The following is a 22,315-nucleotide window of genomic DNA, read 5'->3' as shown; positions in this document are numbered from 1 at the left end:
AGCGGACCGATCAGGAATCGAGAAGCGATGATCACCGAGCAGCTATTAGCGTTACTGCCATGAACATCACCACTGATCAGACCTCTATCGAGTCCGTCATCCTCGAGGTGCCCGACACCGCGGCCGCCGCGGCCTTCTACGCCGCCGCGTTCGGTCTTGGCGACAAGGTGCGCGTGCGTGCCTCCGAGGCGCCGTCGACCGGCTTTCGTGGCTTCATACTGTCGCTCGTGGTGTCTCAGCCGAGCACCGTCGACAGCCTCATCGGCACTGCTCTGGACGCGGGGGCGACGACGCTGAAGCCCGCCAAGAAGAGCTTCTGGGGCTACGGCGGCGTCGTCCAGGCTCCGGACGGGGCGATCTGGAAGATCGCGACGTCGTCGAAGAAGGACACCGGCCCGGCTACCCGGGAGGTCGATAATTTCGTGGTGCTCCTCGGCGTCGACAACGTCAAGGCGACCAAACAGTTCTACCTCGACCGCGGCCTGGCCGTGGCGAAGAGCTTCGGTAGCAAGTACGTCGAGTTCGACACCCCACCTTCTTCGGTGAAGCTGGCGCTCTACGGGCGCCGCGCCGCCGCCAAGGACGCCGGCGTCCCACCGGAGGGCACCGGGTCACACCGGATCGTCATCGGCGGCGATATCGGGCCCTTCGCTGACCCGGATGGTTTCATGTGGGAAGTAGCCTCGGCCTGAGCGGTCGGTCGGACGACTGGACCGGGCGAAGTAGTGGCCGCGATGTTGGAGGTCGACACGGGTGCCGTGGCCGAGCACGAGGGCATCGTGCTTGCTCCGGTTTTACCGGGCGAGGAATTCGAGGGCCTTTTCGACGAACTGTCCGTGGAACTGGAAAATGCCGCCGTGGCCGGCGTCGGGATAGATCACCAGTTCACTGTCGGGCAGGCGGCGAGCCAGGTCGACCGAGTTCGTCGTCGGCACCATCTTGTCGCTCTCGCCGTTCACGACGAGCACGGGCTGGCGAATGACGGAGAGGTCGGACGGCTGCTCGAGTCCCCAGCGGTGGATTGCCCCGAGCTGTGCGCCATAGGACTTCAGTGAGATCGCCTTGTCCCGGTTGTGGGTGCGTTCCTTCAGGCGTGCGAGGAATTCTTTGCCTGCCCGACGCCCGTTGGGAGTTCTGGTGAAGAACAGGAACTGCTTCGGGTCCTGCAACGTGAGCAGTCCTCGCATCGTGTCGAGGTGCGAAATCCTGGTCACGTTCGTGATGCCCTCGCCGCCTGCGGGTCCCGTGCCGGCGATGATCAGCTTGCGAACGAGTTGTGGTTCGTCCTGAGCGATCGCCTGGGCGATCATGCCGCCCATGGAGAAGCCCAGGAGGTCGACCTCGGTGAAACCCAGCGCGCGGATGAAGGTGACGGCATCCTTCGCCATCGCCTGGATGGTGTTCGGCGTCGAGCCGGTGGACGCGCCGACGCCGCGATTGTCGAAGGTGATGACCCGATGTTTCGAGGCGATGCCGTCCACGACCCGAGGGTCCCAGTTGTCGAGGACCGCGGCCAGGTGGGTCAGAAGGACCACCGGGACGCCGGTCTTCGGGCCGAGTTCGCGGTAGGCGAAGTTCACGCCACCGGCGGAGACGGTACGGGTCGGCGCGTTCTGGTACGACGTCACCACGTCGTCTCGGGCTTCTTGTCTGTTGTTCATAGCCATTTCCTTCTGTGGGTGAGATTTGCGTGACTGGTTGCGCACCACGCCTCCAGGTTGTAGACGGGCGATTAAAGTATGATCATAATTCTATCGCTGCGCAAGTGGTCGCACCGAATGAAATGAGCCGGCCGACATCGGCCGGGTGCGCCGGACCTCGAGGAGGAGTGTCCGGCGTCGCCGGCCTCGAGTCCAGCGGCCGGGAGCGACCGCGGCGAGCCGCTCGCGCTGTTCGCGTAGCTGGTCGGAGACCGCGGTAGCGCCAACGGGAGCGGCGGTCGCCTTCATTGAATGTCGCGGGCCCGCCGTCGCTGACGAAACTGGTTGGCACACAAATCTATTCATGGACCAACGGCAGAAAGCGGCTCAGTGCGCGAGGAAAGACTTGACTTCTGCCGTGAATTCCTCGAGATGCTGAAACAGGAACGCGTGGCCGGCATCTCCGTACAGCACCAACTTGGCCGACGGCAGGTGTTCCACCGCGGAGTACGACGCGAATGCATGGATCATGACATCGTGCATGCCGTTGACGTAGAGCACAGGTTGCCGAATAGTCCCGAGCCCGGCGACAACCTGCTCCCATGGGGTCGCCAGAGCGGCGGTGATCGCTTGGAGCTGACCCATGGCAGCCGCCTCGTTCACCACCGGGGCGTCTGTCGGCATCGCGGCCGCGACCTTGTCGAAGTGTTCGAGCCCCAGCTTCCGAGCCTCTTCGGTTTCGGGATAGAACAGATACAGCATGTCCTCGAGGTCGGCGTCCGGCTTGGCCATGATTCCGAGGACCCGCTCGCTGATGGTCGGCATGTTGGGGGCGAGACCCGATCCGCTTCCCGCGACGATCAACTTGCGGACGAGATCGGGTCGTGTGAGCGTGACCGCCTGTGCGACCACACCGCCGAAGGACCAGCCGAGCAGGTCGACCTCGGTCAGCCCTAGGGCTTCGATGAATTCGATCGCGCCCGCGGCGAACCCCTCGACGGTGGTGAGGGCTTCACCGCCGGTGTATCCGATACCGATGTTGTCGAACAGGATGACGTCACGCTCGACGGCAAGGATGTCGAGAAACTCCGGGTCCCACCAGTCGACGGTGGCGCGGAAGCGGTGCAGCAGCACGAGCGGAACTCCACCGCGAGGGCCCATCCGGCGGTAGGTGAAACGAGCCGACGCCGCATCGATATGCAGGTTCTCGGCGGCGTTGACAGGTGTGTAGGTATTCATATCGTTCTCCTCATGATGTGGTCCGAGTAGTCGGTGGTGTGAGCGCCGACTGGGTGGTGAAACTCTGCGGCTCAGGATGCTTCGGAGAGGCGCGGATAGTCGGTGTACCCGTGCGAGCTGCCGCCGTACAGCGTGGTGAAGTCCACCTCGTTCAGCTCCGCGCCGGCGCGCCAACGCTCCACGAGATCAGGGTTGGCAAGGAACGCCCGGCCCACGACAACGGCGTCGGCCACGCCCTTGTTCAAAAGTTCCTCGACCGTCTCCAGCGACGTCGCCACCGGAGCGCCGATGTTCAGGAGCACCGAGCCGCCGAATCGCATGCGGAGGTCTCGGACGAGTGGTTCGAGGGACTCGAACGGAGTGGCCAAAATGCTCAGGTATGCCAGTCCCAACGGCGTGATCCCCTCTACGACATTCCGGTAGGTGGCGGCGAGGTCAGTGCCGAGCACCTCGCCGATACCGTTCAACTGATTACCGGGCGAGAGCCGCAAGCCGACACGGTCAGCCCCGATAGCGTCGGCGACTGCCGTGACCACCTCGATGACGAAACGAGCCCGATTCTCTGGCGTGCCACCGAACTCGTCGTCGCGGAGGTTGACAGTCGGATCGAGGAACTGGTGCAGCAGATAGCCGTTGGCCCCGTGGATCTCGACGCCGTCGAGACCGGCGCTGATCGCGTTGCGGGCCGCCTCGACGAATTCGGCGACAATTCCCGCGATTTCACCGGTCTCGATCGCCCGCGGTACATCGTGATCGACCATGCCTGTCGAGGTGAACATCTGGCCGGGAGCCTGGACGGCGCTTGGTGCGATCGTGTCCACGCCCCCCTTGTTGCTGGCATGCGCGATCCGGCCCACATGCATCAACTGCGCGGCGATCGTGCCACCGGCACCGTGAACGCCATCGGCGACGAGGCGCCACCCGGCGACCTGCTCGTCGGTGTAGAGCCCGGGCACGGTGGGGTAGCCCTGGCCGACAGCACTGGGTGCAGTGCCCTCCGTGACAATCAGCCCCGCTCCGGCGCGCTGGGTGTAGTACTCGGCGTTCATCGCCGTGGGCACATTGCCTTCCCCCGCGCGGCTACGAGTCAATGGCGCCATGACGAACGACTGCGGCAGATCCCAAGGTCCGATTCGTACCGGCTTGAAAGCGACAGACATGGGGTGATCCTCCTGATAGGTCGGGATGGCGAACGACGACAGCGCTCCGACCGATCGTCACTTTAAAAAAATATAGTAACTGATATCAGATTTCGCAATGCCACAGGGCGCAAGTCGTCAGCGTCCAGCCGACCCTGGCGTGAGCCGAGGCGATCGCGTTCGACGCCCTCGGCAAAAACGCACCGCCGGCGTAGCCACCCAAACATACACCGAACGGTTTACTTAATCCACCGATGACGGTGAACCCGCTGATCGGTTGGCGACACCACCGGCTCGGCGAATACTTCCGAGACCGCCGCATCGCGCTCGCTGAGCGCCGGCTCGATGCAGGCGGATAGCCACGACGACGACAGTCCCACTTCACCCGCGATCACCTCGCACACTCTCGCCTTCCAGGTATAACGAAGTTATCCTCGGCTGATGCAACGAAGCTTGGCGGGTCGACGACTGGTAGTTACCGGTGCAGCACGCGGCATCGGGGAAAAGGTGGCACGCCTTGCCGCCGCCCGAGGCGCACAAGTGGCCTTGATCGGACTCGAGCCCGATAGATTGCGCACGCTAGCCGCCGACCTGGGTCCTACAGCATGCTGGCGGGAGGCCGACGTGCGCGACGGCAGCGCACTGCGGTCGGCGATCGATGACTGCGCGGAAGTCATGGGTGGCGTCGACTTCCTTGTCGCCAATGCTGGGGTCGCGGCCTACGGGACCGTGCGGCAGATGGATGAGGCGTCGTTCGATCGCGTTGTGGACATCAACCTCAACGGCGTCTTCCGCACCCTCGAGCACGCGACACCGCATCTGGAGCGCACCCGAGGTCACGTGCTGGTCGTCGCGTCCGCACTGTCCTTCATGCCCCTGGCCGGATTGGCTTCCTACGGTGCGAGCAAAGCCGGAGTCGAAATGCTGACCCTGGGCTACCGCCAAGAGGTGGCACACCTCGGTGTCACCGTCGGCGTGGTCCACCCCTCCTGGATAGACACCGACCTTGTCCGAGGCGCGGAAGCGGACCTGCCGTCGTTCCAGGGAATCCGCGAACAACTGCCCTATCCCGGCAACGTCACGACAAGCGTCGACGAGGCAGCGGCCGCGATCATCGATGGACTCGCGCGGCGACGTGCCCGCGTATACGTCCCGCGCGCGGTCGCCGTGGCCAACTGAGCGAAGGGTGCCGTGAACTCACCGTTGGCCTGGCCTTGGGCGAGGCGGTTCGCGGCCGAAATGGTTCCGGCCCTGGAGCGGGAGGTCGAGGCACTGGGGCGCCATGACCAGCTCGCTCCGGGAGCCGACAACCGACCGGCACAACACCGGCCGACCGGCTCGGCATGAGCGCCCTGGCCGAGTTCGCCGCCACCGGCGAGCAAGGAGGCCACACCGATGGCCCTGCTCACCGAGGATGGGCAGGCCGAGGATTGATCGAGTCGTCAAAGCGCAGGGCCACCTCATGCGAGGCCTGGGCCCGTTCCCGCTCGTCGCCGAGTCCGACCGAGAAGTTGACGCCCATCGGCAGCATCACCTGCCTCACCGCGTCGTTGAAATCGGCGAAGTGCTCGGCCAACTCGAGGGTGATGTAGCCGTGCACGAAGCTCCACGACTGAGCGGCGACGACCTCGGGTTCCTGCTGCTCGATCCGGCCGGAGTCCACAAGCCGTTGGCACGCGTCGACCATGTGCACGTAGGCGTCTCGGAAGGCCGGCGACCGCCCGCTGAAACGAATGTCGGAATCCCCCATCGGTCGATAAGTCGCGCGCGTGGACAGACCGAACATCAAGTCATAGAGGTGGGGGTTCTCCCGGGCGACCCGCCGACATGTCAACGCCATCGTGAAGAGATCCGCGATCGGATCCGCGGTCACCGGCATACGGGAGAATGCTCGGTCGAGTTCCTTGAATCCCTGGTCGACGACAGCTCGGACGAGCTCGGGGATCCCACCGAAGTGGCTGTAGACCACCATCGTCGACAGCCCGGTCGCCGACGCTACCGTCCGCGCCTTGATGGCCGAAGGCCCCTGCTCGGCCAGCAGACCGATAGTTGCCCTGACGAGCCGCTCCGGCACGCCTTCCGTCATCGAATCCTCTGACACGTTCCTCATATTTCCACCTGCCCCCACAGCACGCCCCGGTTCCGCGTCCGCGGGGCTCTTGCCACGCATACTGTAACTTCGTTATTCTAGACTTGTAACTTCGTTATTGTCATCGCGGCCAGGCGCCCGCTCGGCTCGCCGGCCACATCAACTTTCCACCACGGAAGCAGAATCGATGAGACACCACAGCAAGGGACACCTGAATGTCGAGGACCGCGACTCCGTTTTGATCGTGCGCCTCGACGGCGGCCCGCACGGGGTGTTCGGCCTCGAGATCGCCAACCAGCTGGAGGCGTTGGTGGACCGCGTCGACCGCGACCCGAGCGTGCACGCGGTCGTCTTCACCGGGGCGCATCCCGAGCGGTTCGTCAGCCATGCCGATGTCCGCTGGTTACAGGAGGGGGGCGCCGCGGTGCCTCCAGTCGGCCGGCGCGGCGCCTCCGTCGTCGCGCGCACGGCCAGGAATGTGGACCGAGCCCGCGTCCTGGCGCCCTTGGTGAACCGTACCCCGCTGGGTCCCGCGGTCGAACTCGAACGCCTGCACGCGACGTTCCTGCGGATGAACCGCAGCGGCGTCATCTTCATCGCCGCTCTCAACGGTTCGGCGCTCGGCCTCGGGGCGGAGTTCGCCTGGGCAAACGATCTTCGGGTGATGGCCGACGGCAACTTCTTCATCGGCCAACCGGAGGTCCTCCTCGGCATTATGCCCGGCGGTGGCGGCAGCCAGCGGCTGACTCGCCTGATCGGCACCCACAAGTCCTTGGTCGCGATCCTGGAAGGTAAACCGTTCACGCCCGCGCAGGCGCTCGCCGACGGGGCCGTCGACGCTGTGGTCCCACCGGACGAAGTCGTCACGAGGGCGGTCGAACTCGCAGCGCACTTCGGCTCGCGGACGAAGGGATCGGTCGCGGCGATCAAGAGGGCGGTGTACTTCGGCGGCTCGATGTCGCTGACGGACGGCCTGCACGTCGAACGCACCGAGTTCCTCGGCACCGCACTGTCGAAAGACGGTCAGCAACTGATGCTCGACTACATGGAGAGCACAGAATCCTCCGGGGAACTCCCCCTTTACAACCCGGACATCTACAAGCGAGCTCTCGAACTGGGCACTGTGCCAGGGCGTCGCTCTACGAACGGGCGGTGAGTCCGGCCATGGCCGCTGAGCAGCCTTTCACCCGTCAGGATGTCTACTTCTCCTCCGGCGACAACACCTGTGCCGCGTGGCTCTATCTCCCCACTGGTGTCGCCGCGCCGCCCGTCGTCGTCCTCGGGCACGGCCTCGGTGCGACCCGCGAGATGCGTTTGGACGCTTTCGCCGAGCGCTTCGCCAAGGCCGGCATCGCCTGTTTGGCCTTCACCTACCGGCACTTCGGCGACAGCGGCGGTGCACCCCGTCAGCTGCTGTCGATCAAAAAGCAGCTGGTCGACTGGGATGCCGCCATCGACTACGTGAAAGCCCGTCGCGACGTCGACGGCGCACGCGTCGCGGTGTGGGGCAGTTCCTTCGGCGGTGGCCATGCCATCACCGTCGCGTCGCGCCATCCTGAACTGCGCGCGGCCGTGGCCCAGTGCCCCTTCACCGACGGTTTGGCCTCCGCGCTCGCGTTGGGCCCTGTCGCCACGCTCGAGTTGGCTCCGTTTCTCATCCGGGACCTGGCGGCCAAGGTCCGCGGGAAAGCACCGGTGACGATTCCCCTTGCCGCACCTCCCGGTTCGCCGGCCCTGATGAACGCGCCGGATGCCCTTCCCGGGTACCAGGCGCTGATTCCCGCGGGGACGACGTTCGTGAACAAGGCAGCGGCACGAGTCATTCCGACCATCGCCGGCTACCGGCCCGGACGTGTGGCGAGAAAAGTCACCATCCCCATCCTCTTCTGCGTCAGCAACACCGACACCGTCACGCCGCTCGCCCAGACCCTCCGATATGCGCGGACCGCGCCACGGGGGGAGATCAAGAGGTACGACGCCGGCCACTTCGACTTCTACCTCGGCGATGCCTTCGAGGCGTTGGTCAGCGACCAGATCGAGTTCCTGACCCGCCAGTTCGCCTCGGCACCCACCCCCTCGACTCTTATACCGGATCGCGCTACATCGAGATAGGTACGCTCGCGATGAATTTTGCTTCTCTGCCCGACCGCCGCGCCACCCTGGACCCGCATGGGCCTGCGATCTCCGATGGGTCTCAGTCACTCGACAACGCTCAACTGTTGAAACGTGTCCGAGCGGCCACTCATCACCTGCGAGAGCTCGAAATCGGTCCCGGTGATGTCGTAGCGCTCCGACTGCGGAACCGTGTCGAGTTCGTGGTTCTGCTGTTCGCGGCTTGGCGGCTCGACGCGACCATCACGCCGGTCAATCCGAACCTGACCGACATCGAGATCGTCCGACAGCTCAGCGACTCCGGGGCCCGCCTGCTGGTGGTCGAGGACGACGCGACTCCGGTCGGCGGCGTCACCACGCTCGCCGTGGGGGATCTGCACACCGAAGCAGTGAGTTCGGTTCTCGAACCACAGCCGCAACCGTCCGTGTTGGACGTCCTTTATCAAGCGGCGGTCGAGTGGGTTCGACAGCCGCCGCGGGTGGACCCGTCCACGGTCGCCCTGCTCATCTACACCAGCGGCACCACCGGCGTACCGAAAGGCGTGATGCTCGACCACGCAAACATCGACGCCATGGTGGCCATGGGAGTCGAATCGCTGCAGCTGACACCGGCGGACCGGTGCCTGCTGATCCTGCCGCTCTTCCATGTCAACGGCATCGTCGTCAGTATCCTCACGCCGCTGCTCGCCGGGGCGAGTGTCGTCATCGCAGGCCGGTTCGATCCAAGATCCTTCTTCGGCCTCGTCGAAAGCGAGCGCCCCACCTTCTTCAGCGGGGTGCCGACGATCTACAGCATGCTTGCCGCGCTCCCGGCGAATATTCGGCCCGACACATCATCGTTGCGTTTCGGAATCTGCGGCGCGGCACCGGTCTCGGCCGATCTGTTGGTTCGATTCGAGGCTCGATACGGATTCCCGCTCATCGAGGGCTACGGGCTGTCCGAAGGAACATGCGGCTCCACCATCAATCCCCTCGTAGGCCCACGACGCGCCGGCACAGTGGGACTTCCCTTCCCGGGGCAGGAGATTCGGATCCTCGACGCAGCCGGTTCCGAGGTGGCGGCCGGGGTCGACGGTGAGGTCGTCGTGCGGGGCCCCAACGTCATGCGTGGCTACCTCGGCCGCCCGGAGGAAACGGCGCGCGTCATCGTCGATGGCTGGCTACACACCGGTGACATCGGCCACCTCGACGCTCAGGGCTATCTGACACTCGTCGGGCGATCGAAAGACATGATCATTCGTGGCGGCGAGAACCTCTACCCCAAGGAGATCGAGGACGTCCTTGTCGGCCACCCGGCCGTCGTGGAGGCCGCCGTGATCGGCGTGCCCGACGCAAAATGGGGCGAGATCGTCGTCGCCTACGTGCAACCACGACCGAACTCGACTGTCGACCCCGCCTGGCTGAAAGCGGCATGCGCCCGGCATCTCACCCCCTACAAGCGCCCGACCTCGTACTTCGTAGTGGACGCCATCCCGAAGAACGCAGTCGGCAAGATCGACAAGGTTTCCCTACGGACGGCCCATGCCGCAGCCGCCGCTGGGTCGTGACCGACCCGCCTGCAGGCCCTGCGGCGGGTCCGATCTCACTGCCCGATGTCCAATAACACCAGCGCATTCCGGACGCCCTGGTCCAAGACGTTGTCAGCGAGCTGCCGGTCTGCGAGTGCACGCGAGAGCTGCAGTGTCCCGGCCATCATGGCGAAAACGCTGAGCACCCGCATGCGCGCCGATCCCGGATTATCCGGAGGCAGTAAGGCAGCTATGTCATCGATTATCGCCAACACTCCGGTGGTGTACGCCCGCCTCGTCGCATCCGCACACCGCCCGATCTCGTCGAGTAGAGCGGCCGAGGGGCAGCCCTCCTCGCGACTGTCACGATGCTCCGCCGAGAGATACTCACGCACGAACTGCTCGAGTTCGGCACGATCTCGCACCTGGGCACCGACTCTGGCACGCTGCTCACTCAGCTGGTCGGCGAGGGCGTTCGCGACCAGATCTTCCTTGGACGCGAAGTGGGCATAGAAGGCGCCGTTCGTCAGCCCCGCATCCTTCATCAAGGTAGCGACCCCGGAGCCATCGATGCCGTCCTGCTTGAACCGACGACCGGCCGCCTCGACAATCCGACGCCTCGTTGCTTCCTTGTGCTCACTCCCGTAACGCATCCCACACTCCTTCGACGCCAGACCGGCCATTGCACCTGGCCACCCGGCCTAAATTATATTATGATTGTAATTCAACGCAAGAGAATGCCTGCCCCAACGATAGCCAGGCCAGTGGCAGCCCACGCGTGACCCGCGAAGGAACACATCCCTATGACCTCCCTGCGCGACCCACTGGCACTGCCGCGTGGACAGGTGCTCCCCAATCGGATCATGAAGGCCGCCTCGAGCGAAGGGCTCGGCACCAAGAGGAACTCCCCCGACGGTCGCCTCGAACAGCTCTACACGACTTGGAGCCAACGGTGGAAGCTACGAGGCGCCGGCAATGATGGGCGCGGCGGCGGACAGCACACGGGCTCGCGAAGCCTACTTCCTCGAGTACGCCCGCACGGTTCGCACTCTTGCCGGCAACGTCCCGCTGGCGGTCACTGGTGGCTTCAGATCTCGCGCTGCGATGGACGCGGCCGTCGACTCCGGCGAGTGCGACGTCGTCGGCATCGGCCGGCCCACCGCAACGACGACCGACGCGGCGGACCATGTCCTCTCGGGCCGCACCGAGACCCTCGCCGCGCACCAGGTGCGAGCCGGGATGCGCGGCATCCTCGGCAGGGTTACCGACCTGAAGTCCCTCGACGGACTACTCGACCTCGGCTGGCACGCCGACCAGTTGCACACGCTTCCGTATGCCATGAGCAACGCGGCGATCGAGCAACTCGGTCGCGGACTGCGAGTGGAGCTCGCCTCTCATGACGTGACTGTGACCACCGTGTACTTCGCGCTCGTCGACACAGACATGATCCGGCTGAGCGTCGATACCGATCCGGCTGCGCAGCAGTTGCTCGGCACCCTGCCTGCGCTGTTGCGGAAGCGGATCACACCCGCGGAGGCGGCAGATGCGATCGTCACCGGCATCTGGCGTCGGAACACCCGCGTGTTCCGCCCCCGGCGCTGGGCCGCTGTGCTGACTCTACGTCGACAGGAAATCGCGCAAGGCGTCGACCGTCTGCTGTGGGGCTTCTTCCGGGATGAAATGGCCGCAGTCCAAGCCTTGGCCGCGAACGTCGTCGGCGTACCGACGCCATACCTCGACCACGTCGTAGCGGGTTCCGACGAAGCCGCGAGCACCCCACAGGACCAGGAGCGGGCAGGTGACGCGGCGGCCCGCCACCGCATCGGCCTCGTCGTGTTCGAGATCAATCGAGGCGGCCGCGCGATAGTCCTCGCAGCTCGCCCGGATCGCCTCGGGATCACTGAAGCACCGCACATACTCGGCTATGGCCGCTTCGTCGAATTCCGCGCCGGGGCCGGACCACTGCTGGAGCTTTCGGCGCAGAAAATACTCAGGCGCGCCGCCGATCAGAACTTCGGGCAGATCCGGTTCCTCGGCGAGGAAGAACCAGTGGTCGTAGAAGGTTGCCAAAGCGCGGTCCACGTTCGCGAAAACATGTCGGGTCGGAACAATGTCGAGGACCGCGGCTCGTTCGACCCGCTCGGCATGGTCGAGGCACAGTCGATGGGCGACTCGAGCACCGCGGTCGTGACCGACGATCGCGAAACGGTCGTGTCCCAAGGCAGTCATCAACCCGACCTGGTCCGCGGCCATCGCACGTTTACCGTACGACGAATGATCGATTTCCGAGGCGGGCTTGCCCGAGTCGCCATACCCACGCAGATCGGATACGACGACGGTGTGTGACTCGGCCAACGCTGCTGCCACCTCACGCCAGATCACATGGGTTTGCGGGTAGCCATGGAGCAGCAGCACCGGTGGCCCCTCGCCGCCGACACGCGCGTGGATACGGACGCCGTCGACATCTACGTCGTGGGTCGTGAATTCGCTGAACATCCGTGAGATCTCCTCGACGTCGAACTCGCTGCGGCAACTTCGTTCATATAGAGACCACAGTCGGCGTGTAGCGCTATTGGGGGCCATTCCCGCGACACCTATTGTGCAGACTCCCCTTTCGGTCTGGCGGACCAAGTGCGAAACCGACACTGCCGAGACTCATGACGTCAAGAATTCGAGCGCCTCTCCGACGAACCTTTCGTGATACTGAAAGATCCCGCCATGCCCCGCGTCGACATAGATGCGGAGCTTCGCGTTGGGGAGACGACGTTGCAAGTCGAAGGAATTGCTGGTCGGCACCATCCGATCGTCCTCACCGTTGGCTACGAGAACCGGGTGTTGGATACGGCTCAGGTCGGAGGGCTCCTGCGCGCCCCACGCGTGGATAGCCTCGAGCTGAGTGCGGAATGCTCGCAGTGAAATCGCCTTGTCGCGGTCCCCGCTGCGTTCCTTCAACCGTGTCACGAACGCACGAGCCTCCGACTTGCCGTGTGCGGTTCTGGTGAAGAACAAATTTTCCTTCGGATCCTTGAAAGTAGCCACCGCCTTGAACGTGTCGCGGTAAGTCACCGAAGTCACGTCGACGATTCCTTCACCTCCCGCCGGACCCGTCCCCGCCAGGATCAGCTTGCGAACGAGCTCCGGCTCTTCTCGAGCGATCACCTGCGCTACGAAACCTCCCAGCGAGAATCCCAATATGTCGACCTGGTCCAAGCGCAGCGCGCGGATGAAGGCGACAGCATCTCGTGCCATCGCCTCGACCGAGTCCGGTGTCCGGCCTTCGGACGCGCCGACGCCGCGGTTGTCGAAGGTGATCACGCGGCGCTTCGCCGCGATGCCGTCGACCACTCTGGGGTCCCAGTTGTCCAGATTCGCACCCAAGTGATTCAAGAAGACCACCGGTACGCCGGTATCGAGCCCCAGCTCGCGATATGCGAACCGCGTTGCGCCGACCTGCACGGATTTCGTCGGCACATCTTTATACGACGTGCCGCCCGCATGAGTGCTCTGCGCCTGCTGATGACGTTCGGGAACGCGCTGAGTGGATCGCCGCTCTGCCATGACTTCCTCCTGATGTAAACCGATTGGTGTACCTTTGAAGTCGACCGTACCCGACATCCCGCCACTTGTAAACAGATCGGTATACTTACTTCATGACTTCGCTCACCGATACCCAGGAACCCACCCGCCGGGGAGGGCGTGGCGCGCGTCAGCGCATCCTGAAGGCAGCCACCGAACTGTTCTACAACGAGGGCATCAACGCCACCGGTGTCGAACTGATCGCGACCACAGCGTCCGTGTCGAAAAGAACTCTCTACCAACACTTTCCGAGCAAGACCGCGTTGGTGGAGGAGTATCTGCGCATGCTACGGCAAGCGGCGGGTGACATCACGGACACGCCGCCGAAGTCCGATTCGAATCCGCGTTCGCGGCTGCTCGCTTTGTTCGACAGCCCGGATACCGCCGACGCGGCGATGCGCGGCTGCCCGTTCCACAACGCGGCGGTCGAGGCAGCCGAGGCGATGCCTGGCGTTCAAGACATCGTCCACGCGCACAAGCGGAACTACATCGCCGGCCTTATCGAGTTGGCCCGACAGGCTGGCGCGGCAGACCCCCAGCTACTGGGCGACCAGCTCGCCGTCCTGTACGAGGGCGCAGCCGCCTTGTCCACCTCGCTCGATGATCCGGCACCCTGGACACATGCCAGGAGAGCAGCGGAGGCTCTCATCAGCCAAGCAACAAACCGCTGAGCTCACCTGATTCGTTCGACGCGGTCCTATCGGCTGTCGCCATCTGGGAGGGAGTCCGCGTCAGCCGACGCGAATGGGCTCTGTCCGGCAGCTGATACTAGGCATCCTGACGCCGTGGGAGGCGGAATACGCGGAAGAAACGCGTCAACAGTTTGCGGTCTCCCCGGACGGTCACGGAATTGTCCTTGATGGCCTGAGCAGGCGAAATACTACCCTCGCTCAACGCGATGAATGTTGGCACGTCGGTTTCGACGACAAGGTCGGGCGTGATCACCGCAGCGCCCGAGGCGAGATCCAGCCCATTGCTGTCGGCCTTGATCCACATCACTTCCGCACCGACCCTCAGCTCGACGATCGCATCCAGCGAACCGATCTTGACCGGATCGGCCGTTGCCACCATTGGCAGCAGGGTCCACGAAGCGCGCGACTCGGCGTCATCGTCGTCCGGCACGTCGAGTTGGAGTCCCCACACCGCGAGCTGGGCAAGCATCGGCCGTAACTGTTTGCCGAACTCGGTCAGCTCATACGCCCGTACCGATGCAGGCGGCGGCAGTAGTACCGGCCGAATCACCTTCGCCGCCTCGAGTGTCTTCAAGCGTGCGGCCAACAAGTTCGTTCCCATCCCGGGCAACGTCTCGACCAGGTCTTTATACCGCCGTGGACCCATGTTCAGCTCACGAATCACCAACAACGTCCACCGCTCGCCCAGCACATCAAGCGCGCGCGCCAAACCACAGTTCTGCCCGTACACCCGTGAGCCACTCATGAGCAAAGTATAGTCGCTACTACCATTTCCTATAGCAGCCTATCTCGCATCCGGGGACGACACGACTCCCGACATCGGACCAGCACCGCGAAGCTGATGCGACCGTGGAGGTTCCGATGGCGTCGACTCCGTCGGTGCGGACACGGAACCGAGCCGGACCTGCGAGGTCGGGCTGCACCGGTCGGCCCACAGCTCATGACGCCCTTCGAGAGCTGGCCCTGCCGCAGGCGCGCCCGGTCCCGTATCAGGACCCTTCGCATCGAACGCGAGGCCGCCGCTACGTCACAGCGCCTCGGTTCCGGTCACCCACCGACTGGAAACCAGGGACAATCAGCCGACAGCCGAATACGTGATATCGCCAGTCGGCGATCCCGGCGCAGTGTAGATTGACCGACTCCCATAACTTCGTTATTCTAGTTTCATCGGCCATGCCGAGGTGTGCTGGTTTCAGGTCGCAATCCATATGGTGGACACACTTTCCGCGCGATGCCGTCGGCAAGTAGCCGAGCTCTCGCTCCGAGAACACCACACCACGAATCACCCGAGGGAAGAGAAGGCAGGTGACATGAAGGCGTTCATTGTCGAGTCCTACGGCAAGGACGGACTACGGGCCGCGGACGTTCCCAAGCCCAGCGTGGGCCGTCGTGACGTTCTGGTCCAGGTCCGGGGGGCCAGCATCAACCCGCTGGACAAGATGGTTCGCAACGGCGAGTTCAAGCAGCTGCTGAAGTACAAGCGCCCGTTCATTCTGGGGCACGACGTCTCTGGTGTCGTGACGGAGGTCGGCGCGGAGGTGCGTGCCTTCAAGGTCGGCGATGAGGTGTATGCCAGGCCGCGAGACCTTCGTATCGGCACCTTCGCCGAGTTCATCTCGATCGACGAGGGCGATGTGGCACTCAAGCCGCAGTCCCTGTCGTTCGACGAGGCCGCTGCCGTACCTCTCGTCGCGCTGGCAGCCTGGCAGGCGCTCGTCGACCTTGCCCACGTCGAACCAGGCCAGAGGGTCCTCGTCCACGCCGGCGCGGGCGGTTTCGGCTCGACCGTCATCCAGGTCGCCAAGCATCTGGGCGCCTACGTCGCCACCACGGCCCGCACCAACGACGTCGAGAAGGTCCGCACCTTGGGCGCCGACGAAGTCATCGACTTCACCAAGAAGGACTTCTCCGAGGTACTCACCGGATACGACGTCGCGCTGGACTCGCTCGGCGGCACCAATCTGGAAAAGTCCTTGACCGTGCTCAAACGTGGCGGACTTGCCATCAGCGTAGTCGGCCCGCCCGACCCCGCCTTCGCCACACAAGTCGGTCAACCGCTCCTCGTACCCGTCATGGCGCTGTTGAGCCGCAAGGTCCGCAAGCAGGCGAAGAAGCAGGGAGTGCGGTACACGTTCTTCTTCATGAAGGCCAACGGCGCACAACTCCACGAACTGGCCGCGCTATACGACAACGGCACCCTGCGGCCGGTGCTCGACCGCACCTTCCCCTTCGATGAGACACTCGAGGCCATGGCGTACGTCGAGCAGGGCCGCGCCAACGGCAAGATCGTCGTCACGCGATGAGGAAGGCACGCAAACGGGAGTGTCTCGTATCGAAACCGTACCCGACGAGCCGTTCGTGTCCGATCTCGTTCAACGCGAGGAAATGCGCCTCTGCCAGGCAAGCATGATCGTCATTCCGGCGGTTTCGAGCACGACCGCTGCCACCGAGATGGGGTGCGGTCGCCCACGTTGTTGCCATGACCTCAGGCGGGCCAGGCCGCCGATGAACACGGTCGAGAGTGCGAAAGTCAGGGCCGGCGATCGCTCGACACGTGATAGCTGGGACCAGATCACCGGCCCCACCGCGAATTTGAATACATTGGCATATCGCAGAGCGCTATCCACTGTCGGCACCACATCCGGCGATCCGCCCGGCACTCCCTGAGGACCGCGAACGATCTCGTTCAAGGCGCTGGCCGCAGGTATCGCCCCCATCGCCGCCAATGTCCACTGCAATCTCCGCCGACTGCGACTACCACCTGGGTGCGACGCGAGCTGCGCTAGCTTGTCGTTCATTCGAATGTCCTTCCATCAGCGCTGTTCGAGAATGAGTACGGGGATTTCCCGGTCGGTCCAGCTCTGGTACGAGTCGAAGTCGGCGTAGGCCGCTACAAGTCGTGGCCATAGCCGTGCTCGCTCCTGCGGGTCGGCTTCGACCGCGCCCACCGCGCGGCGAACGCCGCCGATCTCGATATAGGTGTCAGGATGGGCCAGCAGGTTGTAGTACCACTGCGGGTTCCCGGGCGCTCCAGCCGCCGAGGCGACGACGATGATGTTGGGGCCGTCGGTGACGTAGAGCAGCGGTGTCGCGAAGGTCTTGCCGGACTTACGTCCACGGTGTTCGAGCAGCAAGGTCGGCATGGGCGTGCCGAATGCGTCGCCGATGCGCCATTGGCCGCCGATCCGTCCGCGAGTGCGGCGATAGATCCACACGTGCGCCCTGCTGGCGTACCGTGTGATCTTCGGTAGCAGCGGAGAATCCAACCAGCTGGGGCGTTTCGGCGTTGTCATGTAGCTCAGATCCTCCTGAAACGCAGCGCGCTGCGTCGAGCCGTCACCGGCCGCGGCGTTCGCCTTCGTCGTCGATGTTGGTGTCATTGACAATTGGCGTAAACGAGGCAGACCGAATCGTGCGGACACCCTCGCGCGCCCGAGTATTGCCACATGCAGTTGTTCCACGCACGTCCGCGCGGAACCGAACGTGTACCCGCCGACGAGACCGGGCCACACGAGTGTCCGCGGTCGGACAGAGCGTGCCCATGTCCTGATCGGCGCATCTGGTCGTCAGCCTCTACACGTGCGGAATATATACTATTCACTATATGATTTCAAAGTCAACACTGCCATAACGCCGTCGCCGAACTCTTCGCCGTCATCGACGCGGTCGGTCCGATCGAGGTGTTGTTCGGGTACTTCTACGGCGCGGTCCTGGCCCTGGAAACCGCACTCACCGCCCCGGAGCGCGTCCCACTACTCGCCGTCTACGAACCACCCCTGCCCATCACCTACTCGGCACCCGACATCGCCGCCGTCGACGCGGCTTTGGCGCCAGGCGAGTACGAGCACCTGCTCCTGCAGGCCTCAGCTGCCGCCGGAGGGTTCTCATCGGCAAAGCTGGCCGCACTGCGGCGGATCCGTTGTGGTGGTTCAAGGTCGCTCAGGCCCCGACTCTCGCTGCGCCCTGCGGGTGCTGGCCGAGCTGGACCCGACGGTGGACCGCTACGCCGCGATCACCGCGCCGACCACCGGTACCACCAGCGCGCCGACTACATCCTGCAGGCCGCGGACCTGCTCACCGCCGTGATACCGGGCCCGACGCGTAAAACGTTGCCGGGGCAAGGCCATCACGTCGATCCCGCCGTGCCGGCCGAGGCGCTGGCCTCGTCACCGCCTGCCGGCTGAGGGGTGGTGGTCGGCGGGGGGTGTTGGATGCCTCGGCCGGAGCGTAGAGGCGGCCGGTTCAGGCGTGGGCCGGCAGCAGCTCGGCGATGAGCGCCTCGACCCGGGCCCGGATCTCGTCACGAATCAGGCGCACGGCCTCGACACCCTTGCCGGCCGGGTCCTGGAGGTCCCAGTCGCGGTAGCTGACGCCGGGGAACACCGGGCAGGTGTCGCCACATCCCATGGTGATGACCACATCGGAGGACTCCACGGCGTCGAAGGTCAGCACCTTCGGCGACTGGCCGGCGATATCGATCCCGACCTCACCCATCGCCGCCACCGCTGCCGGATTGATCGATTCGGCGGGTGCGCTACCGGCGGAGCGAACTTCGATCGCGCCTCGGGCGAGGTGGGCCAGGAATGCGGCGGCCATCTGGGAGCGGCCGGCGTTGTGGACGCAGACGAACAACACGCTGGGCTTACTGGTCATACGGGGACAGCCTTTCAGGAAGCTGGGATGTCGAGTTCGGCGCACCGTCGGCGTGCTCATCGCAGCAAAGCCCCGTCCAGGGCAGCTTCGTCGCGGAACCGGTTGCGCAGGGCGAGGGAGACATACACCAGCGCCACCAGAACTGGGACCTCGATCAGCGGCCCGACAACCCCGGCGAGTGCCTGTCCGGAGGTCGCGCCGTAGGTGGCGATCGCGACGGCGATGGCGAGTTCGAAGTTGTTGCCCGCCGCGGTGAACGCCAGTGTGGTCGTGCGTTCGTACCCCAAACCCATGACGGCGCCCAGTAAATAGCCGCCGCCCCACATGATGGCGAAATAGGCCAGCAGCGGTACCGCGATGCGCACCACGTCCAGCGGCCGGGACGTGATCCGTTCGCCCTGCAGGGCGAACAGCACCACGATCGTGAACAACAGCCCATACAGCGCCCCGGGCCCGATCCGCGGGATCAGCGTGGACTCATACCAGTCCCGGCCCTTCGCGCGTTCACCCAGGCGGCGGGTCAGATAACCCGCGAGCAGCGGAATCCCGAGAAAGATCAGCACCGATTTCGCGATCTGCCACGGCGAGGTGTCGATCGTCGTCTGTTCCAGGCCCAGCCAACCGGGCAAGACCGAGAGGTAGAACCAGCCGAGGACGGCGAACATGATCACCTGGAAGATCGAATTCAACGCCACCAGCACCGCGGCGGCTTCACGATCACCGCAGGCAAGGTCGTTCCAGATGATCACCATCGCGATGCAGCGGGCCAGTCCGACGATGATCAACCCGGTGCGGTATTCGGGCAGGTCCGCCAGCAGCAGCCACGCCAGCGCGAACATCAGCGCCGGACCCAACAGCCAGTTCAGCACCAGCGACCCGACCAACAGCCGACGGTCGCCGGTAACGGTGTCGATTCGGTCATAACGGACCTTCGCCAGAACCGGGTACATCATGATCAGCAGCCCGATCGCGATCGGCAACGAGATTCCGTCGATCTCGACCGCGGCGAGGGTGTCGCCGAGCCCGGGGATCAGCCGACCAAGCAGCAGCCCAGCGGCCATGGCGACACCGATCCACACAGGCAGGAACCGGTCCAGCCTCGACAGCTTCGCCACCACACCCTGCTCGCCACCACCAATGGTGGTGGTGGTTTCGATGGCGCTCACGCGTTCACCCCGGCTCCCGCGCCGCTTTCCGTCAGAAGCGCGTCAGAGAGGCGCTGCAGCGCCTGCGGGACGACCCGGTAGTACACCCAGGAAGCGCGGCGTTCGCTGGTCAGCAACCCGGCCTCACGCAGCACCTTCAGGTGGTGGGAGATCGTCGGCTGGGTCAAGTCGATGCCTTCGGACAGGTCGCACACGCATGCTTCCTGCCCGGCCCGGGATGCGATAGAGCTCAGCAACCGCAACCGCACCGGATCCGACAAGGCCTTGAATACCGCCGCCAACTCCGCCGCGGCTTCGACCGACAGGGGCTCACGCACCCGCGATCCTGGGCTGCATGCCTCGACCGGGGTCACCGGCAACTGCGACTTAGACATTCATCGATATTGACGAATATCTATCACTTAGACAAACGAACACCCGGTGAACAACCCCGCACCACACCCCAGCGCCGCCGTGCAGCGCGGTTGCCTCGCCGTCCTCGTCATGGATCCTCGGCAATCCACTGCAGGCATCACCGTGACCAGGGGCACCTCCGGTCCGAGTAGTTACGACACGCCCGAGCCGCTCGCCGACCGCTGATCGGACGTTCCAGCGCAAGGTGCTGCGGCACCTTGCGACCGGCTCGAACTCCTGACCCCCACGAAGAGGGTCAGGAGGACTCGACCTCACCGATCGCCACCGACGCCGACCGCGGTCGGCAGCTCGGCAACCGTCCCTCCGGCGCCAGTGATCACCCGGGTATCCGCGATCCGGGCGCCGACTCGGTCCTCTCTTCGCAGGTCATTGCGCCGGTTGATCCTGGACCCAACGGAAGGTGGTGCTACGCAGGGTGAACTGGTCCGGATCTACGCGGTGCAGAGTCATGGTCACCGAGTGTCCGCCGAGTTCGCCGGTCAGCGTAACCTCGTCCGGGGTGGTCTGGTCGAAGGTCAGCGCGGCCGAGGATGTATCGCCGACGGCTTCGGCGGGGACTTCGATGCGGTGGGTGGCAGGGTCGATGGTGCCTGGTGTCGTAACGAGTGTGCCGTCCATCAGTCGATACGAGATTTGGCCAATGTGTTCGAATACGACGGTGCGCCATTGGGTCTCGTCGGTCAGCATGGGCGGTACCGGTTGTCCGTCACGGGTGAAGTCCGATACCGACCACATGCCATATAGGGGTGGCTTCGGGCGGTCCGGTCCGACTGCCTGCCAGATATCCCAGGTGAAGTACGTAATCGATACTGTCACCCACACAGCGAGCGCTACCTGGCACCAGGTAGCGGTTCGGCGTGCACGGGAAGTCGCAAAGGGGTAGGGCGCGGTGGATGGCCCGGTCGTGCGGTTCAGCACGAGCACCTCGGTGAGCCTGCGTGCCTCCGGAGCCAGCAGCACTACGCCCATGAGCAGCAGGTGGCCGGACAGGATCTTCACCGGCACACCGAACGTCATGTTCAGGATGAACACCTGCGCCATGCTGACTACGGCCAAGATCGACCCCACCAGTGCGGTTCGCGGGATGAACAGCAGGATCCCCGCTGTCAATTCCGCTGCGCCGAGCAGAATCTCGTAGGCAGGTGAGGCACCGACCTGGTTCCACAGCAGCGTGAACGGTGTGAGGTCGCCGACCGGCGTCAGCAAGGTCGTGAGGGCGGGTTCGGGCATCTGCGCCGGTAGCACCTTGGCCAGACCGTAATGCACCAACTGGGCGGCGACACACAGTCGCAACACCAACAGCAACCACCCGGCCGAACGCCGATATTCCACGCGCCGGGCGAGCAGCGTCCACACGGGGGTTCCGACCAGCGCGACCACCAGCACGCAGAACAGCTGAACCCAGTAAATACCCTGATCGCCACTGCCGTTCATGTACAGGGCCACATCGATGTCGAAGATGGTGTGTCCTACCCACGACAACGCCGGTTCCATCAGGCTGACCTGCCACAACACCGCGTCGTCGGGCAACCATGTACCGAGCAATCCGGTGAACTCGAACAGCATGACCGGTGAGGCCAGGCAGAACAGGCCGAAGTACAGGAAGCAGAATCGGAACAGAATACGGGTGAACGGATTCCAGGGGCGCGGTGCAGGAGCAGGCGATTCCCGGAGCGCCGGTCGGGTTGCCGTCGTGGGTGTTCGGGCGTGTACGGAGATCGGGACGGTTTGGTCGATGCTGTTCACGCGCCCACCACCGTGATGGCCCGGACCAGGTGATCGGCAGCGGGTATCGCGACGATGACTTCATCGAAGGGGCCATCGGGACTGGAGCGATCCAGGAGCTGCGAGCGTGTGACCGGGACCAGTTGCCGGTCGCTGAGCAGTACCCCCACGCCGAACGTGCGGCGACCCGACACGGTCGGCCCCCGGCGCGCACCACGCGGAGCCCGCAGCGGCTCGTCAGCGACAGTCGCCCGCCGAATCGCCGGCGGCGGAACGGAATGCCGGGCACGTCCGGTCCAGAACCACTTCCAGGAATCGCGCTCGATGGTTATCACGCCACCGGCGAGATCTACTGTTGCCAC

General features: G+C 64.7%; 24 protein-coding genes. 9 read left to right on the top strand and 15 right to left on the bottom strand.

Annotated features, from left to right (window positions below):
• The first annotated feature begins 59 nt into the window (after nucleotides 1–59).
• A complete protein-coding gene (locus tag AB0H00_RS09675; protein WP_357263597.1) occupies nucleotides 60–692 on the top strand; it encodes a glyoxalase in 633 nt (210 codons plus the stop codon).
• Nucleotides 693–794: 102 nt separating this feature from the next.
• On the opposite strand, the gene AB0H00_RS09670 is transcribed toward AB0H00_RS09675, so the two are convergent.
• From AB0H00_RS09670 to AB0H00_RS09660, 3 genes are all read right to left on the bottom strand, one after another.
• Nucleotides 795–1,661, bottom strand: a complete 867-nt coding sequence (locus tag AB0H00_RS09670; protein WP_357263594.1) for an alpha/beta hydrolase — start codon at nucleotides 1,659–1,661, stop codon at nucleotides 795–797.
• Between the two features lie 366 nt (nucleotides 1,662–2,027).
• Entirely contained in the window at nucleotides 2,028–2,879 is an 852-nt protein-coding gene (locus AB0H00_RS09665; protein WP_357263591.1) for an alpha/beta hydrolase, read from the bottom strand.
• A 71-nt stretch (nucleotides 2,880–2,950) separates the two neighbouring features.
• Nucleotides 2,951–4,039 (bottom strand): alkene reductase, encoded by a 1,089-nt coding sequence (locus AB0H00_RS09660; RefSeq protein WP_357263588.1) that lies wholly within the window; start codon nucleotides 4,037–4,039, stop codon nucleotides 2,951–2,953.
• Nucleotides 4,040–4,459: 420 nt separating this feature from the next.
• Here AB0H00_RS09660 and AB0H00_RS09655 point away from each other — a divergent pair, with 420 nt between their 5' ends.
• Nucleotides 4,460–5,197, top strand: a complete 738-nt coding sequence (locus tag AB0H00_RS09655) for a short-chain dehydrogenase/reductase (protein WP_357263585.1) — start codon at nucleotides 4,460–4,462, stop codon at nucleotides 5,195–5,197.
• Nucleotides 5,198–5,423: 226 nt separating this feature from the next.
• Here the strand turns inward: AB0H00_RS09655 and AB0H00_RS09650 are convergent, their stop codons facing one another.
• Nucleotides 5,424–6,128 (bottom strand): WHG domain-containing protein, encoded by a 705-nt coding sequence (locus AB0H00_RS09650; protein WP_357263583.1) that lies wholly within the window; start codon nucleotides 6,126–6,128, stop codon nucleotides 5,424–5,426.
• Between the two features lie 166 nt (nucleotides 6,129–6,294).
• Between AB0H00_RS09650 and AB0H00_RS09645 the strand changes: the two genes are divergently transcribed.
• The 3 genes from AB0H00_RS09645 to AB0H00_RS09635 are packed head-to-tail and all read left to right on the top strand — an operon-like array spanning nucleotide 6,295 to nucleotide 9,766.
• On the top strand, nucleotides 6,295–7,263 hold the full coding sequence (locus AB0H00_RS09645) for an enoyl-CoA hydratase/isomerase family protein (protein WP_357263580.1): 969 nt from the start codon (nucleotides 6,295–6,297) through the stop codon (nucleotides 7,261–7,263).
• A gap of 8 nt (nucleotides 7,264–7,271) precedes the next feature.
• Complete coding sequence (locus AB0H00_RS09640) at nucleotides 7,272–8,219, top strand: alpha/beta fold hydrolase (protein WP_357264359.1); 948 nt, start codon at nucleotides 7,272–7,274, stop codon at nucleotides 8,217–8,219.
• Between the two features lie 11 nt (nucleotides 8,220–8,230).
• Nucleotides 8,231–9,766, top strand: coding sequence for an AMP-binding protein (locus tag AB0H00_RS09635; protein ID WP_357263577.1), 1,536 nt, complete (start codon nucleotides 8,231–8,233; stop codon nucleotides 9,764–9,766).
• A 35-nt stretch (nucleotides 9,767–9,801) separates the two neighbouring features.
• Here the strand turns inward: AB0H00_RS09635 and AB0H00_RS09630 are convergent, their stop codons facing one another.
• The 3 genes from AB0H00_RS09630 to AB0H00_RS09620 form a co-directional block, all read right to left on the bottom strand.
• Nucleotides 9,802–10,380, bottom strand: coding sequence for a TetR/AcrR family transcriptional regulator (locus AB0H00_RS09630; RefSeq protein WP_357263574.1), 579 nt, complete (start codon nucleotides 10,378–10,380; stop codon nucleotides 9,802–9,804).
• 964 nt (nucleotides 10,381–11,344) lie between these two features.
• Nucleotides 11,345–12,094 carry an alpha/beta hydrolase gene (locus AB0H00_RS09625; RefSeq protein WP_357264356.1) on the bottom strand — a complete coding sequence of 250 codons (750 nt, stop codon included), beginning with the start codon at nucleotides 12,092–12,094 and terminating at the stop codon, nucleotides 11,345–11,347.
• Nucleotides 12,095–12,382: 288 nt separating this feature from the next.
• On the bottom strand, nucleotides 12,383–13,285 hold the full coding sequence (locus AB0H00_RS09620; protein ID WP_357263571.1) for an alpha/beta hydrolase: 903 nt from the start codon (nucleotides 13,283–13,285) through the stop codon (nucleotides 12,383–12,385).
• Between the two features lie 92 nt (nucleotides 13,286–13,377).
• Here AB0H00_RS09620 and AB0H00_RS09615 point away from each other — a divergent pair, with 92 nt between their 5' ends.
• Entirely contained in the window at nucleotides 13,378–13,974 is a 597-nt protein-coding gene (locus AB0H00_RS09615) for a helix-turn-helix domain-containing protein (protein ID WP_357263568.1), read from the top strand.
• A 97-nt stretch (nucleotides 13,975–14,071) separates the two neighbouring features.
• Here the strand turns inward: AB0H00_RS09615 and AB0H00_RS09610 are convergent, their stop codons facing one another.
• On the bottom strand, nucleotides 14,072–14,740 hold the full coding sequence (locus tag AB0H00_RS09610) for a helix-turn-helix domain-containing protein (protein ID WP_357263565.1): 669 nt from the start codon (nucleotides 14,738–14,740) through the stop codon (nucleotides 14,072–14,074).
• Nucleotides 14,741–15,305: 565 nt separating this feature from the next.
• Between AB0H00_RS09610 and AB0H00_RS09605 the strand changes: the two genes are divergently transcribed.
• A complete protein-coding gene (locus tag AB0H00_RS09605) occupies nucleotides 15,306–16,298 on the top strand; it encodes an NADP-dependent oxidoreductase (protein ID WP_357263562.1) in 993 nt (330 codons plus the stop codon).
• A 69-nt stretch (nucleotides 16,299–16,367) separates the two neighbouring features.
• On the opposite strand, the gene AB0H00_RS09600 is transcribed toward AB0H00_RS09605, so the two are convergent.
• On the bottom strand, nucleotides 16,368–16,793 hold the full coding sequence (locus AB0H00_RS09600; RefSeq protein ID WP_357263559.1) for a DUF4345 domain-containing protein: 426 nt from the start codon (nucleotides 16,791–16,793) through the stop codon (nucleotides 16,368–16,370).
• A 15-nt stretch (nucleotides 16,794–16,808) separates the two neighbouring features.
• On the bottom strand, nucleotides 16,809–17,288 hold the full coding sequence (locus AB0H00_RS09595; RefSeq protein WP_357264353.1) for a nitroreductase family deazaflavin-dependent oxidoreductase: 480 nt from the start codon (nucleotides 17,286–17,288) through the stop codon (nucleotides 16,809–16,811).
• Nucleotides 17,289–17,675: 387 nt separating this feature from the next.
• Here AB0H00_RS09595 and AB0H00_RS09590 point away from each other — a divergent pair, with 387 nt between their 5' ends.
• On the top strand, nucleotides 17,676–18,179 hold the full coding sequence (locus tag AB0H00_RS09590; RefSeq protein WP_357263556.1) for a hypothetical protein: 504 nt from the start codon (nucleotides 17,676–17,678) through the stop codon (nucleotides 18,177–18,179).
• A 58-nt stretch (nucleotides 18,180–18,237) separates the two neighbouring features.
• Here the strand turns inward: AB0H00_RS09590 and AB0H00_RS09585 are convergent, their stop codons facing one another.
• From AB0H00_RS09585 to AB0H00_RS09575, 3 genes are read right to left on the bottom strand one after another with little or no spacing between them, the layout of a single operon-like run.
• Nucleotides 18,238–18,648 carry an arsenate reductase ArsC gene (locus AB0H00_RS09585; protein ID WP_357263553.1) on the bottom strand — a complete coding sequence of 137 codons (411 nt, stop codon included), beginning with the start codon at nucleotides 18,646–18,648 and terminating at the stop codon, nucleotides 18,238–18,240.
• 56 nt (nucleotides 18,649–18,704) lie between these two features.
• Nucleotides 18,705–19,805 (bottom strand): ACR3 family arsenite efflux transporter, encoded by a 1,101-nt coding sequence (gene arsB, locus AB0H00_RS09580; RefSeq protein WP_357264350.1) that lies wholly within the window; start codon nucleotides 19,803–19,805, stop codon nucleotides 18,705–18,707.
• 5 nt (nucleotides 19,806–19,810) lie between these two features.
• The gene (locus tag AB0H00_RS09575) at nucleotides 19,811–20,188 is read right to left on the bottom strand and encodes a metalloregulator ArsR/SmtB family transcription factor (RefSeq protein ID WP_357263550.1); all 378 of its coding nucleotides are present in this window, start codon (nucleotides 20,186–20,188) and stop codon (nucleotides 19,811–19,813) included.
• Nucleotides 20,189–20,234: 46 nt separating this feature from the next.
• On the opposite strand from AB0H00_RS09575, the gene AB0H00_RS09570 reads away from it, so the two are divergent.
• A complete protein-coding gene (locus tag AB0H00_RS09570; RefSeq protein ID WP_357263548.1) occupies nucleotides 20,235–20,393 on the top strand; it encodes a hypothetical protein in 159 nt (52 codons plus the stop codon).
• Nucleotides 20,394–20,594: 201 nt separating this feature from the next.
• Here the strand turns inward: AB0H00_RS09570 and AB0H00_RS09565 are convergent, their stop codons facing one another.
• Nucleotides 20,595–21,974 carry a DoxX family protein gene (locus AB0H00_RS09565; protein ID WP_357263546.1) on the bottom strand — a complete coding sequence of 460 codons (1,380 nt, stop codon included), beginning with the start codon at nucleotides 21,972–21,974 and terminating at the stop codon, nucleotides 20,595–20,597.
• Nucleotides 21,971–22,315, bottom strand: a complete 345-nt coding sequence (locus AB0H00_RS09560; RefSeq protein ID WP_357263543.1) for a hypothetical protein — start codon at nucleotides 22,313–22,315, stop codon at nucleotides 21,971–21,973. Before AB0H00_RS09560 ends, AB0H00_RS09565 begins: the two co-directional genes overlap by 4 nt.

This window comes from Nocardia sp. NPDC023852 (assembly GCF_040639505.1).
Lineage (GTDB): Bacteria > Actinomycetota > Actinomycetes > Mycobacteriales > Mycobacteriaceae > Nocardia.
This window is presented reverse-complemented; position numbering and strand designations above follow the sequence as displayed.

Bases quoted from the DNA above. Each gene is read 5' to 3' on its own strand.
- AB0H00_RS09645 (WP_357263580.1), top strand. From the start codon at position 6,295: ATGAGACACCACAGCAAGGGACACCTGAATGTCGAGGACCGCGACTCC.
- AB0H00_RS09665 (WP_357263591.1), bottom strand. From the start codon at position 2,879: ATGAATACCTACACACCTGTCAACGCCGCCGAGAACCTGCATATCGAT.
- AB0H00_RS09660 (WP_357263588.1), bottom strand. From the start codon at position 4,039: ATGTCTGTCGCTTTCAAGCCGGTACGAATCGGACCTTGGGATCTGCCG.
- AB0H00_RS09650 (WP_357263583.1), bottom strand. From the start codon at position 6,128: ATGAGGAACGTGTCAGAGGATTCGATGACGGAAGGCGTGCCGGAGCGG.
- AB0H00_RS09575 (WP_357263550.1), bottom strand. From the start codon at position 20,188: ATGTCTAAGTCGCAGTTGCCGGTGACCCCGGTCGAGGCATGCAGCCCA.
- AB0H00_RS09675 (WP_357263597.1), top strand. From the start codon at position 60: ATGAACATCACCACTGATCAGACCTCTATCGAGTCCGTCATCCTCGAG.
- AB0H00_RS09605 (WP_357263562.1), top strand. From the start codon at position 15,306: ATGAAGGCGTTCATTGTCGAGTCCTACGGCAAGGACGGACTACGGGCC.
- AB0H00_RS09655 (WP_357263585.1), top strand. From the start codon at position 4,460: ATGCAACGAAGCTTGGCGGGTCGACGACTGGTAGTTACCGGTGCAGCA.
- AB0H00_RS09585 (WP_357263553.1), bottom strand. From the start codon at position 18,648: ATGACCAGTAAGCCCAGCGTGTTGTTCGTCTGCGTCCACAACGCCGGC.
- AB0H00_RS09600 (WP_357263559.1), bottom strand. From the start codon at position 16,793: ATGAACGACAAGCTAGCGCAGCTCGCGTCGCACCCAGGTGGTAGTCGC.
- AB0H00_RS09615 (WP_357263568.1), top strand. From the start codon at position 13,378: ATGACTTCGCTCACCGATACCCAGGAACCCACCCGCCGGGGAGGGCGT.
- AB0H00_RS09640 (WP_357264359.1), top strand. From the start codon at position 7,272: ATGGCCGCTGAGCAGCCTTTCACCCGTCAGGATGTCTACTTCTCCTCC.
- AB0H00_RS09630 (WP_357263574.1), bottom strand. From the start codon at position 10,380: ATGCGTTACGGGAGTGAGCACAAGGAAGCAACGAGGCGTCGGATTGTC.
- AB0H00_RS09620 (WP_357263571.1), bottom strand. From the start codon at position 13,285: ATGGCAGAGCGGCGATCCACTCAGCGCGTTCCCGAACGTCATCAGCAG.
- AB0H00_RS09670 (WP_357263594.1), bottom strand. From the start codon at position 1,661: ATGAACAACAGACAAGAAGCCCGAGACGACGTGGTGACGTCGTACCAG.
- AB0H00_RS09635 (WP_357263577.1), top strand. From the start codon at position 8,231: ATGAATTTTGCTTCTCTGCCCGACCGCCGCGCCACCCTGGACCCGCAT.
- AB0H00_RS09595 (WP_357264353.1), bottom strand. From the start codon at position 17,288: ATGACAACGCCGAAACGCCCCAGCTGGTTGGATTCTCCGCTGCTACCG.
- AB0H00_RS09610 (WP_357263565.1), bottom strand. From the start codon at position 14,740: ATGAGTGGCTCACGGGTGTACGGGCAGAACTGTGGTTTGGCGCGCGCG.